The organism is Comamonas aquatica NBRC 14918 (assembly GCF_000739875.1).
GTDB classification, from domain to species: Bacteria; Pseudomonadota; Gammaproteobacteria; order Burkholderiales; family Burkholderiaceae_C; genus Comamonas; species Comamonas aquatica.
Genome location: NZ_BBJR01000042.1, coordinates 20,126 through 32,325, shown reverse-complemented (window position 1 = coordinate 32,325; position 12,200 = coordinate 20,126). Strand labels below are relative to the sequence as shown.

Genomic DNA, 12,200 nt, shown 5'->3' with positions numbered 1-12,200 from the left:
GCAGGGGCCAGCGTGCCACTGGCCTTGTGCCGGGCAGGTCGGCGCCGCTATGCTTGGCAGCATGCACATGATCTTGGATGCGCTGTGGCGCGCGGTGACCGATTGCCTGCGGGGTCGGGTGATGGCCTGGTCCTTGTTTCCTCTGCTGCTGGTGGCCGGCATGGCGGCGCTGGTCGGGGTGTTCTGGTGGGACGCTGCCGCGGCCAGCGTGCAGGCCTGGCTGGAAGCTGCCAGCTGGCTGCAATGGTTGTGGGGCTGGATGGGGCAGGGCACGGCAGCGGCCAGCGCCGTGGCGGCGGCGGTTTTGCTGGTGCTGGTGATCAGTCCGGTGATGGTGATGGTGGCCTTGGCCATCGTGGCCGTGGTGATGACCCCGCAGATGGTGGCGTTGGTGGCCGAACGCCGCTTTCCGCGACTGCAGCGCAAGCAGGGGGCGGGCTGGGTGGGCAGCGCACTGTGGGCCCTGGGATCGACGGCCGTGGCCTTGCTGGCCCTGGTGCTGTCCATGCCGCTGTGGCTGGTGCCACCGCTGGTGCTGGTCCTGCCACCGCTGATCTGGGGCTGGCTGACCTACCGTGTCATGGCCTTTGACGCCCTGGCCGAGCACGCCAGCCCGGCCGAGCGCCAGACCCTCCTGGCCACCCACCGCTACCGCTTGCTGTTGATGGGTGTGGTCTGTGGCTACCTGGGCGCCGCGCCCAGCTTGGTGTGGGCGTCGGGGGTGGTGTTCGCCGCCGCGTTCTGGGTGCTGATTCCGGTGGCGGTGTGGATTTATGCGCTGGTGCTGGCGTTTTCCTCGCTCTGGTTTGCGCACTATGGCCTGGCCGCCCTGCACAGTCTGCGGGAGCATGTCGCGCTGGATGCCGGGCAGGCGGCACCACCGGCAGGCACGCGGCCGTGAAAACCGTTGTGTGTTTTTTGCCACTTGGTGCAGGGCGTGCCGCATATTGGTGATTGCACCAATGTGGCGCACATCCAGGAACTAAAATGGTGCGCGGAAAGCAAGTCCGGAATGGCTTGTTGAATTTGCACCAAAGTGGTGAATTGCAAAAGGCTGTGAAAACATGGACTTCACAGCCTTTCCGCTTGTGGATGGGTGTGGGGCGAGCTGGCACACAAACTGCTTTGCTAACTGCGTACTTTCTATGAAGCGCTTTTCCAGGAGAACCTGATGGCTAAGACCGTTGCAGATGTGATGAACCTAGTGAAGGAAAACGAGGTCAAGTTTGTTGACCTGCGCTTCACTGATACCCGTGGCAAAGAACAGCACGTGACCGTGCCTGTGTCGCACTTTGATGATGACAAGTTCACTTCGGGCCACGCCTTTGACGGTTCGTCGGTTGCTGGTTGGAAGGGGATTGAAGCGTCGGACATGCTGCTCATGCCCGATCCCAACACCGCCAACATCGATCCTTTCTTCGAAGAAACCACGCTGATCCTGCAGTGCGATGTGATCGAACCCGGTGACGGCAAGGCCTACGACCGCGATCCCCGTTCCGTGGCCAAGCGCGCGGAAGCCTACCTGAAGGCTTCCGGCCTGGGCGACACCGCCTACTTCGGTCCCGAACCCGAATTCTTCATCTTCGACGGCGTGCGCTGGGGCACCGAACCCCACAACCCCTTCTTCGAAATCGAAGAGTACGAAGCCCCCTGGAACACCGGTACCAAGTTTGAAGGCGGCAACCGTGGCCACCGTCCCCGCGTTAAGGGCGGCTACTTCCCCGTGCCTCCTGTCGACAGCACCCAGGACATGCGTGCCGAGATGTCCCTGATCCTGGAATCCCTGGGCATCCCCGTCGAAGTGTTCCACCACGAAGTGGCCGGCGCTGGCCAGAACGAACTGGGCACCAAGTTCTCCACCCTGGTGGAGCGTGCTGACTGGACCCAGCTGCAGAAGTACGTGATCTGGAACGTGGCCAACACCTACGGCAAGACCGCCACCTTCATGCCCAAGCCCTACAGCGGAGACAACGGCTCCGGCATGCACGTGCACCAGTCCGTGTGGAAGGACGGCAAAAACCTGTTCGCCGGCGACGGCTATGCCGGTCTGTCCGACTTTGCCCTGTACTACATCGGCGGCATCATCAAGCACGCCCGTGCCCTGAACGCCATCACCAACCCCGGTACCAACTCGTACAAGCGCCTGGTGCCTGGCTTCGAAGCCCCCGTCAAGCTGGCCTACTCGGCCAAGAACCGCTCGGCCTCGATCCGCATTCCTTACGTGGCCAACCCCAAGGGCCGCCGCGTGGAAGCCCGCTTCCCCGATCCACTGATGAACCCCTACCTGGGCTTCGCAGCGTTGCTGATGGCCGGTCTGGACGGCGTGGAAAACAAGATCCATCCCGGCGAAGCCGCCACCAAGGATCTGTACCACCTGCCGCCCGAGGAAGACAAGCTGGTGCCGACCGTGTGCCACAGCCTGGACCAAGCGCTGGAAGCCCTGGACGCGGACCGCGCCTTCCTGACCAAGGGTGGTGTGTTCTCCGACAGCATGATCGACGCCTACATCGAACTGAAGATGGGCGAAGTGACCCGCTTCCGCCAGGCCGTGCACCCCGTCGAATACGACATGTACTACTCGCTGTAATTCCGCCGCCAGGGGCTGGGCATGCATGCGTGGCCCCTGTGCTGGAACGACACGACAAGGCAGCCGAGAGGCTGCCTTTTTTGTCGGCGGCAGCGGGTGGCCCAGGTCGGACAATCCGGGACAGTGCAGGTCGGGCATTGCACAATGCCATACAGACACGCCATGCATGCTGGTTCTGCGGCATGGCACCTGGATTTGAACGTTGGAGGTGTGAACACTATGAAGCAACTGATCGGAGCAACCGCCTGCTGGCTGGCCTGTGCCGCCGTGCTGCCTGCGGCACAGGCCCAGGAGCGCATTTACCGTTGTGGCAATGAGTACACCAACAGCGCCGCCATCGCCAAGCAGCGCAACTGCCAGGTGGTGGAAGGTGGGCATGTGACCGTGGTGCACACCCGGCCCGCGTCTGCCACCCCCGCCGGGACTGGTGAGGGCAAGGCCTCCACGCCTGCGCCGGCGGGCGCCCGTGCGGTGCAGGTCGATCCCAGCCAGCAAAAAGCCCGTGACAGCGATGCCCGGGCCATCCTGCAGGCCGAGCTGGTCAAGGCCCAGGGAAAATTGAAGGCGCTCAAGGCCGAATACAACGACGGCTACCCGACCAAGTCGGCGCTGGAGTTGCGCAACTCGCAGGTCTACAACGAGCGCCTGGAGAGCTTGAAAGCCAGCATTGCCCGCCAGGAGAGCGACATTGCCGGCATCCAGCGAGAGCTGGCACGCCATTCTGGCGGCTGATTGTTTTTGAAAGTTGAGTGGTCTGTCCATGTCGCTTGCAGTTCCCCGTGATGTGCAGCGTTTTGCTGCGTTGGATTTGCTGTCTACCTTGGCGGTGGTGGTCGACCAGCAGGGGGCCGTGGTGTTTGCCAACGCCGCCCTGGAAAGCGCGATGGGCATGTCGCGGCGCATGCTGGAAGGGGTGGAGTTCGCCCAGTACCTGGCCTCGCCCTCGCTGCTGCGCACGGGCCTGCAATCCTCGGATGGGCACGGCTATGCGGCGATGAGCTTCGACACCGGCCTGCAGCGCACGGTGCAAGAGCCGCTGTTCGTGCACGTCACGCTGACACCGATCGAGCACACGGACTTGAGCCTGGTGGAGCTGTGGGTGCTGGAGCAGCAGGCCCGCCAGGACCGCGAGGAGCGCCTGGTCGAGCAGGCCCAGGCGAACAAGGAGCTGGTGCGCAATCTGGCGCACGAGATCAAGAACCCGCTGGGCGGCATCCGCGGCGCGGCCCAGTTGCTGGAGATGGAGCTGGACAGCCGTGAGCTCAAGGAATACACCCAGGTCATCATCCATGAGGCCGATCGCCTGCAAAGCCTGGTCGATCGCTTGCTGGCCCCGCACCGTCACCCGCACCAGTTGGCCGACCTGAACATCCATGAGGTGTGCGAGCGGGTGCGCTCCCTGGTCCTGCTGGAGTACCCCCAGGGCCTGAAAGTACGCCGGGATTACGACATTTCCATCCCGGAGTTCAAGGGGGATCGCGCACAGTTGATCCAGGCGCTGCTGAACATCGTGCAAAACGCCGCACAGGTGCTCTCAGACAAGATCACCAGTGGCGAGGCCGAAATCGTGTTGCGCACCCGGGTGGCCCGCCAGGTGACGATTGGTCGCCAGCGCCACAGGTTGGCACTGGAATTGCATGTGATTGACAACGGACCCGGCGTACCGGACCACATCAAGGAGCGGATTTTCTATCCGCTGGTGACGGGGCGGGACGGCGGTTCGGGCTTGGGGCTGCCGTTGGCGCAGACATTCGTGCAGCGCCACCATGGCCTCATCGAGTGCGAAAGCATGCCGGGGCGCACGGATTTTCGGATCCTGATCCCGCTGCCGTGAGACCGGGTCTTTCAAGAACAAACAACGGAAGGTAAACACAGCATATGAAGCCGATCTGGATAGTAGATGACGACCCCTCGATCCGCTTCGTCTTAGAAAAGGCGTTGGCTCGCGAAAACCTCGACACCCGCAGTTTCAGCAACCCCCGCGAAGTGCTGGCCGCCTTGGCCGATCTGCCGGAAGGCGACCCCGCGCACCAGGGCCCGCGGGTCCTGGTCAGCGATATCCGCATGCCTGGCGGCTCGGGCTTGCAGCTGCTAGAGCAGGTGCATGCGCAGCAGCCGGAGCTGCCGGTGATCATCATGACGGCCTACTCGGACCTGGACAGTGCGGTGTCGGCCTTCCAGCGCGGCGCGTTCGAGTACCTGCCCAAGCCTTTCGATCTGCCCAAGGCGGTGGAGTTGATTCGCCGCGCGGTGGAGGAAAGCGAGCGCGAGCAGGTCGCCGAGGAACGCCAGACGGCCATGCCCGAGATGCTGGGCCAGGCGCCTGCGATGCAGGATGTGTTCCGGGCGATCGGCCGCCTCAGCCAGAGTGCCGTCACCGTGCTGATCACCGGCGAATCCGGTTCGGGCAAGGAACTGGTGGCGCGTGCCTTGCACAAGCATTCGCCCGTGGCAAATGGCCCTTTCGTGGCCATCAACACCGCCGCCATTCCCAAGGATTTGCTGGAGTCGGAGCTGTTCGGCCATGAGCGTGGCGCCTTCACCGGGGCGCAGACGCAGCGCCGGGGGCGTTTCGAGCAGGCGGAGGGCGGGACTTTGTTCCTGGACGAAATCGGGGACATGCCCTTCGATCTGCAGACCCGGCTGTTGCGCGTGCTGTCTGACGGCCAGTTCTACCGGGTTGGTGGTCATACGGCGGTCAAAAGCAATGTCCGCGTGATTGCTGCCACCCACCAGAACTTGGAGCAGCGGGTCAAGGATGGGGTGTTTCGCGAAGACTTGTTCCACCGCCTGAATGTGATCCGGCTGCGTCTGCCCTCGCTGCGCGAGCGTTCCGAGGACGTGCCCATGCTGGCCAAGCATTTCTTGCAGCGCAGCGCCAAGCAGCTGGGGGTGGAGCCCAAGCGCATTTCGGAGGCCGCCTTGCAGCGTCTGGCGCAGTTCGGTTTTCCCGGCAATGTGCGCCAACTGGAGAACATCTGCCACTGGCTGACGGTCATGGCCCCGGCGCAGCAAATTTCGGTGCAGGACCTGCCCCCGGAGGTGCTGGGTGCGCTTGCCAGCACTGCAGCGGTCGAGCCCGCGGGCCTGGTGCCTTTGCAGATCGGCGCGGTGGCGGAGGTTCCGGTCGCCAGCACCGCACAGCCGCAGGCCAGTGGGGTGGCCACTGCCGCCGCGGGGTATGCCGGGCCTGGCTGGGAAAGCCTGCTGGAGGCCGATGCCCGCAAGCTGTTGCAGGGTGACTGCAAGGAGGTCTGGGACGTGCTGAGCAAGCGCTTCGAGTCCAGCCTGATCACGACCGCCTTGGGCCTGACGCACGGCAAGCGCATGGAAGCCGCGCAGCGCCTGGGGATCGGGCGCAACACCATCACACGCAAGATCCAGGAGTTGGGGCTGGACGGCCCCGAGCGTGGAGCGGGTGACGAGGTCTAGCCGCATCCGCTGACAGGCACCACGGCACCAGGGCATATCTGCGATATGCCCTTTTTTCATGGCGATGGCGGGGTCGGGCAGGGCAGACGGGGTCGTCCTACATCGACCGTTCGTATCTGCCGACCGTCGGACTGTACATGGTTTCTGAGAATCAAAAGCATCGCCAAGTTGGCGTTCACTTGCTTTTGAACTCTCTCATAGCCCATGCTGCTGACTTTTCCCCGCTATCCGGCGCGTAGCACGGCACTGTCCGCGGTGCAGACCGGCGTGGCACGCTATGACCCCCCTCCTGACAGCGACATTGCCGTGCTGACCCTAGATATCCACATGCGCCTGGTTTCCGAGCAGGAGGACACCTACTGGCGCGAGCACTTCTCACAGGCGCCTTATTACGTCGCCGGGCGCAGCTACGACCAGTACCGCCCGGCCTATGAGCTGGGCTGGCAGACAGCGCTGCAATACCCGGATGCTGAGTTTGAAGACCTGGCCGATCGCCTGCACCGGCAGTGGGCCGTGCGCAGTGGCTCCAGTCTGCTGCCCTGGCGCGAAGTGCACCAGGCCGTGCATGCGGCCTGGCTGCATGCCAGCCAGCAAATGCGCAAGGTGCAGCAGCCGGTCGCCCGCGTGGAGTGCAGCCGCGAGACCGCGGCCAGCCTGTTGCCGCTGCAGCGCGGCTGCGCCCTGCTGGCCGAGGATTTGCAACGCATGTGCGCCATTCCCATGAGTGACTTCGCCCACCAGGTCATTCAGCGGCACATCCTGATGCTGCGTGACTTTGCCTACACCTTGCACAGCCATGTGAAGCGTGCGTTTCACAAAGAGGACATGGGCTTGACCACGTGGCCCAGCAGGTTGCGCCGGCGCTGGATGGCGTGGCGCGATGACCTGTCGGACTGGGCACCGGCCCAGGTGTTCGAGGTCTGCGAGCTGCGCGAACGCACCTTGCTGTCCAGCTACCAGCGGGTGCTGCGCAAGACGCTGCCCGTTGAGGTCCGTGAACTGCTGCAAATGCAGTCCAAGCGCTTGGGGGTGCACATGGAAAAGCTCAGCTGGGTGCGCCACAACTGGAATCTCGAATAAAACGCTGTGCGCACCGGGCCGTTGCCGGCCACATAGGGGTGTCCCGTATCAGCCAAACGCCTATGTCGCCATCTGCCAAGGTGATGGCTTGAGGATGCGCCAAATTCTCACAGGATGGGCTGTGGCGCCCGCAGAACAATCAAGTCCAGGCGATGGCGACCAGCGCCGTATCCAAAGCATGGTTGCAAAGGGGGCTTGTATGACAATGCACTACACCGGGGCCTTGTTGGGACGCGAGGCAGTGATTCAATTCCCGGAAAGCACGGCACAGGTCCGATATTCTGTGCGTGGAGACTTGCACTGGTGTGTCACGGACAAGAACGGCAATGTGACCCAGGGCAATGAGCGACTTAGCTATCTCCAGCTGTCAGACACGCTGCATTTCCTGAACTGGATCGAAAAGACGGGCTTCACGGTGAGCCAGGTGATCGATACCGAAAACGGCACCGTGAAAGCCTTCTGGTCGTACGCCGACGAGTTCAGTGAACGCGGGCACCGTGCCTCCATGTTTGTGGATGGCACCTTCCATTTCGTCTGAGGACGATGGGGCGGCTGACCGATTTGTGGAATCTACTTAATTTTTGAGCAGCTTGTAAAAACTGTTTTGATTCAAAAGCTTGGCGGCTTTTCCCGTGGGTTGTCCACAGCTGGGCCCACAGATGCTGGGTACAAATGGCGGTGAGCAGTGGGCCATCAAAAAAGCCCTTGGAGGTGATCCAAGGGCTTTTTGCATGGTGCCCGCGCCGGAGCACGGCAGTATCAGCGCACGCGTTCGCTTTCCACCGTCATGTCCAGCACGTACAGGTACTTGGAGGCATCGGCAGGCACTGGCGAGCGGGTGTAGCGCTTGAGGCGCAGCACATTGCGCACGCCGTCCTGGTGGGTATAGCCTTCGATCGCGCCGTAGAACGCCTCCCAGGCGCCGTGGCCTTGTTTGATGCCTTGGGCGTCGTAGGTCACTTCGCGCACCTGCAGGCATTTGGCGTTCGGCATCAGGGGGTGGCTGCAGGCCATTTGCTGGGGGGCCACCTCGAGGAAGATGCGCTCGCTGCCGCCGTACAGCGTTTCGTAGGTGGGGCTGCCTGTAAGTTGCCAGCGCGCGCCATTGTCAAACTGCAGCTCCAGCACCGGGGCGTTGGGATTGCCCACGATCCTCCAGGTCCGGGCCTGGGGCAGCCATTGACCCACCTTGCGCTCCAGGGCCATCAGGTTGGCGTTGGGGCAGGCCATCAGGGTGCTGGCCAGGCGCTCGACCTGGATGTTGGTGCCGTTGAGGGTATAGCGCCCATGCATGCGGTTGCACAGGTTCTCCACGCTGACCGTCTGCGCATCGACAAAGCGCAGGCCGACGGTGGGGGCTGGCCCCTGGGGCCTGCCGGGCAACTGCCATTGCGGGTCCACCGTCCCTTGCGCGTTCAAGGCTTTATGCAGTTGCCATTCATGGGATTGCAGACTGACCGAAGATGGGGTGGCCGGTGTCGTGGCATGCGGTGCCGAGGTGCAGGCTGCCAGGGTCATGGCAGCCAGCACGCTGGCGGCGGTGAAGCTTGTACGGTTCAGCATGGGTGTTCTTCGCATCAAAATGGACAACGCCCCGGTGGGGGCGTATGCAAACCCCAAGTATCTTGGCGGTGTGGGGGCGCTTGTGTGAGACAAGCCCTGAAATCGTATGCCGGTGTATCAAGCCGTTCATGACAGCTGTGCATGCCCGGCGTGAGAATGGCAGGAGCTATAAAATAGTGAGCGATGAGGCTGAGCTGCAGTGCCCGCCCGTCGCTTGTTCAGAAAGTTGGATCTCGGGTCTTGTGGAAACGTTCATGTCCAGATTGTTGCGAGGCCGTTGGGCCAAGGCCGCCGTGCGTGGCGGCACCGCAGTGGCGGTGGCCCTGTTGATGACGGCGTGTGGTGGCTTGGGGCGCTCGCCCGTGCCCGAGGCCATGCCCAAGGTGCAGGAAAAGTTCGGTTCGGCCGCGACCTATTCGCGCCTGTTTGATGCGACGCCGGCGCAGACCTGCGAGGCAGCGCGGCGTGCCCTGCTCAGCCAGGGCTACATCGTGAACAAGGCCGACCAGGAAACGGTCGAGGGGCAAAAGAGCTTCCAGCCCCAGCCGGACCGCCATGTGCAGATGAACATCCGTGTCACCTGCGTGCCCGAGAGCAGCGACGGCCAGCTCAGCATGGGTTTTGTGAGTGCGCTGCAGGACAGCTTCGCGCTGAAGATGGCCAGCAACTCGGCCAGCCTGGGCGTCAGCATGCTGGGTTCGGTGTCGGTGCCCGTGGCGGCCGGACACGACTCCATGATCAAGATCGGCAGTGAGACCGTGACCAGCGACCAGTTCTACGACAGCTTCTTCGACCTGATGCGCCGCTACCTTCTGGTCGATGTGCCAGCGGAGCCCGTGGCCCACAACAAACGCTGAGCCGCGCTGCGGCTATGGCTTGTGAATTGATAGCATTCAGCGCTTGATACACAAGCGCTGAGGGGCTATTCGGCCAGGAACAGCGCGGGGTCCACCATGCTGCGGTTGAGCATGACCCCCCAGTGCAGGTGGGGACCGGTTACGCGGCCGGTGGCGCCCACCTTGCAAAACGCCTGGCCGGTGCGCAGCGCATCGCCCACCTGGCACTGCACGCTGGACAGGTGGCAGTACATGGTCAGCAGCCCGCCGCCATGGTCCAGCCAGACGGTGCCACCGTTGAAGAAGTAGTCCCCCACATCCACCACCTTGCCCGGCAGCGGCGCCACGATGGGCGTGCCGGTGGCGGCGGCAATGTCCATGCCGCTGTGCGGATTGCGCGGCTGGCCGTTGAAGACGCGGCGCAGGCCGAAGCTGCTGGAGCGGCGCCCGGGGCAGGGCTGGCGCATCTGCAGGTCCCCCGTCTGCGGTGCCGGGCTGCTGAACAGGGCCATGATGGTCTGCTGGTGCGCCCGTTCGCGCTCGTGGCGTGCCAGGTCCTGGGGCGAGAGGTCGACGGTCTTGGGGGAGACCTTCAACTGCTGCTCGGTGTAGCGCTTGTCGCGCACGGCATAGTCCACGGATTGGGTGCCGTCGTCGCTGTGCACGGTGACGGTGTGCACGCCCAGCTTGGCCGACAGCGGAATGCCGACCAGGGCCGTCCACTCGATCATGTCGCCCACCACCAGCACCGGGATGCCTTCCGATGTGGTGACCTGCGGCTGAAAGGACGAAGGGCCCAGCGACAGGCGGGCCACACCGCCCGGGACGCGGCTGTCCAGGGGGAACCAGGGGGTGTCGGCCGGGGTTGCGGCCCAGGCGGGCAGGGCGGCGCACAGGCCCAGTTGGCCCAGTGCGACCAGGTAGTCGCGTCGTTGCATGAGAGATTCCGAAACTGCGGTTCGCATCGCTGCATTGTCGCGTGCCTGCGCCGGGGCGCGGGCCAAAGCCGTGCACGGCCGCGACAGCGAGGTGATGGGGGCAGCCTGCCGAGTCCTTGACGTGGCGCAGAAAACGCAGCCGGCAGCGCGGGGACACTTGCGGGTTCTGACCAGGTCCGCGCCTCTGGGGCGAACGGCTGGCTGATGGAAGGTAGTTATCTCATGCAAGCTTTTCGCATTGTAGTCATCGGCGCCGGTGACACTGGCACCCCGCTGCTGCAGCAACTGTTCAATGCACCGTTCGTGCAGGTGCTGGGCGTGGCCGATCTGAACCTGGAGCTGCCCGGCATCGCGCTGGCCCGCCAGCACCAGGTGCCCGTGACCGACAACTTCATGGAACTGGTGAGCCTGGGCTCCCAGGTGGACATCATCATCGACGTGACCGGTGCGACCAAGGTGCGCGAGCAACTGCGCCAGTACATGGTGGATTCGCGCAATGCCCACACGGTCATCATGCACGAGCAGATCGCGCTGCTGATGATGTCCCTGTCGGCGGGCAAGCTGGTGGACAGCAAGCACGGTCTGCAGCAATACGCCTAAAAGCATAGCTGTTGGCGCTTGCTGGATAAGCGCTGAAGGCCATTTTGGTTCGCAAGCGTGCGACCGAGGCTGCCCCCGGGGCAGCCTTTTTCATGCCTGTGGCATTTTGGGGGTGGGGGCTTGCTGGCACGGCGGCTTCTTTGGAAGATGGCGGCATTCCAGAACCAGACACAAACACAGAGAGGGAATGACATGGACGCTGCGGTGACCGAGGCCGCCCCGGCACAGTCGGGGGCACCACTGGCGCAAGCCATCGTGCGCAATGTCGAGCAGGTGCTGCAAGGCAAGCACCAGCAGGTGGAATGGGCGCTGGCGGCCATGGTGGCCAGCGGCCACGTGCTGCTGGAGGATGTGCCGGGCCTGGGCAAGACCATGCTGGCGCGGGCCCTGGCCACCTCGGTGGGGCTGTCGTTCAAGCGCATCCAGTTCACGGCCGACCTGATGCCCTCGGACATCGTGGGCGGTCCGGTCTACAACCCCAAGGACGGCAGCTTTGCGCTGCGCCCAGGCCCCGTGTTTGCCCACATCGTGCTGGCCGACGAGGTGAACCGCGCCAACCCGCGCGCCCAGTCGGCGCTGCTGGAGTGCATGGAGGAGGGGCAGGTGACGCTCGATGGCCACAGCCTGCCGCTGCCCCAGCCGTTTGTGGTGCTGGCCACGCAAAACCCCATGGACATGGCTGGCACCTTCCCCTTGCCCGAGGCGCAGATGGACCGCTTTCTGATCCGCCTGTCGCTGGGCTACCCGGACTTCGCGACCGAAGCCGGGCTGATCCAGAGCCAGCAGTTCGCCCACCCCATCCAGCGCCTGCAGCCGGTGTGCACGCCGGCACAGTTCGCGGACCTGGCCGAGGGCGCCCGCGCCGTCATCGTGACGCCGGAGATGGCCCAGTTCATGGCCCAGATCGTGGCGGCCACGCGCACGCACCCGATGCTGCGCTTCGGCGCCAGCCCGCGCGGCACGCTGGGTCTGGCACGCATGGCCCGCGCCCTGAGCCATGTGCGCGGACAGCGCTACGTGGAGCCCGCGGTGGTGCGCGAGGTGGCACCGGCCGTGCTGGCCCACCGCATCGTGCTGGCCCAGCCGCATGTGCAGGCGCACCCCGTGCAGGCCACGGAAAACGTGGTGCGCGAGATCCTGGCCCTGCAACGCACGCCGCGCTGA

12 protein-coding genes are annotated in these 12,200 nt (G+C 64.2%); 10 read left to right on the top strand and 2 right to left on the bottom strand.

Translation table 11 applies throughout. The features are described 5' to 3' along the window. Positions 1 to 61 precede the first annotated feature (61 nt). From CA2_RS09100 to CA2_RS09070, 7 genes are all read left to right on the top strand, one after another. Complete coding sequence (locus tag CA2_RS09100) at positions 62 to 901, top strand: EI24 domain-containing protein (RefSeq protein WP_042415784.1); 840 nt, start codon at positions 62 to 64, stop codon at positions 899 to 901. Positions 902 to 1,171: 270 nt separating this feature from the next. Then, positions 1,172 to 2,587, top strand: coding sequence for a type I glutamate--ammonia ligase (gene glnA, locus CA2_RS09095; protein ID WP_042415646.1), 1,416 nt, complete (start codon positions 1,172 to 1,174; stop codon positions 2,585 to 2,587). 219 nt (positions 2,588 to 2,806) lie between these two features. After that, the gene (locus tag CA2_RS09090) at positions 2,807 to 3,319 is read left to right on the top strand and encodes a hypothetical protein (RefSeq protein WP_042415644.1); all 513 of its coding nucleotides are present in this window, start codon (positions 2,807 to 2,809) and stop codon (positions 3,317 to 3,319) included. Between the two features lie 28 nt (positions 3,320 to 3,347). Beyond that, on the top strand, positions 3,348 to 4,421 hold the full coding sequence (glnL, locus tag CA2_RS09085) for a nitrogen regulation protein NR(II) (protein ID WP_042415640.1): 1,074 nt from the start codon (positions 3,348 to 3,350) through the stop codon (positions 4,419 to 4,421). A gap of 44 nt (positions 4,422 to 4,465) precedes the next feature. Then, positions 4,466 to 6,019 carry a nitrogen regulation protein NR(I) gene (gene ntrC / locus CA2_RS09080; RefSeq protein WP_042415638.1) on the top strand — a complete coding sequence of 518 codons (1,554 nt, stop codon included), beginning with the start codon at positions 4,466 to 4,468 and terminating at the stop codon, positions 6,017 to 6,019. A gap of 204 nt (positions 6,020 to 6,223) precedes the next feature. Next, complete coding sequence (locus tag CA2_RS17180; RefSeq protein ID WP_052369885.1) at positions 6,224 to 7,099, top strand: hypothetical protein; 876 nt, start codon at positions 6,224 to 6,226, stop codon at positions 7,097 to 7,099. Between the two features lie 199 nt (positions 7,100 to 7,298). Beyond that, a complete protein-coding gene (locus tag CA2_RS09070; protein ID WP_231499244.1) occupies positions 7,299 to 7,637 on the top strand; it encodes a MoaF-related domain-containing protein in 339 nt (112 codons plus the stop codon). Positions 7,638 to 7,858: 221 nt separating this feature from the next. Here the strand turns inward: CA2_RS09070 and CA2_RS09065 are convergent, their stop codons facing one another. Then, positions 7,859 to 8,662, bottom strand: a complete 804-nt coding sequence (locus tag CA2_RS09065) for an META and DUF4377 domain-containing protein (RefSeq protein WP_156106000.1) — start codon at positions 8,660 to 8,662, stop codon at positions 7,859 to 7,861. A 254-nt stretch (positions 8,663 to 8,916) separates the two neighbouring features. Between CA2_RS09065 and CA2_RS09060 the strand changes: the two genes are divergently transcribed. Next, positions 8,917 to 9,519, top strand: coding sequence for a DUF2242 domain-containing protein (locus tag CA2_RS09060; RefSeq protein ID WP_052369893.1), 603 nt, complete (start codon positions 8,917 to 8,919; stop codon positions 9,517 to 9,519). Positions 9,520 to 9,584: 65 nt separating this feature from the next. Here CA2_RS09060 and CA2_RS09055 read toward each other — a convergent pair whose 3' ends face one another. Continuing rightward, positions 9,585 to 10,436, bottom strand: a complete 852-nt coding sequence (locus tag CA2_RS09055) for a peptidoglycan DD-metalloendopeptidase family protein (RefSeq protein WP_042415631.1) — start codon at positions 10,434 to 10,436, stop codon at positions 9,585 to 9,587. Positions 10,437 to 10,658: 222 nt separating this feature from the next. On the opposite strand from CA2_RS09055, the gene CA2_RS09050 reads away from it, so the two are divergent. Next, on the top strand, positions 10,659 to 11,036 hold the full coding sequence (locus CA2_RS09050; protein ID WP_042415629.1) for an oxidoreductase: 378 nt from the start codon (positions 10,659 to 10,661) through the stop codon (positions 11,034 to 11,036). Between the two features lie 192 nt (positions 11,037 to 11,228). Further along, positions 11,229 to 12,200, top strand: a complete 972-nt coding sequence (locus CA2_RS09045; RefSeq protein WP_042415628.1) for an AAA family ATPase — start codon at positions 11,229 to 11,231, stop codon at positions 12,198 to 12,200.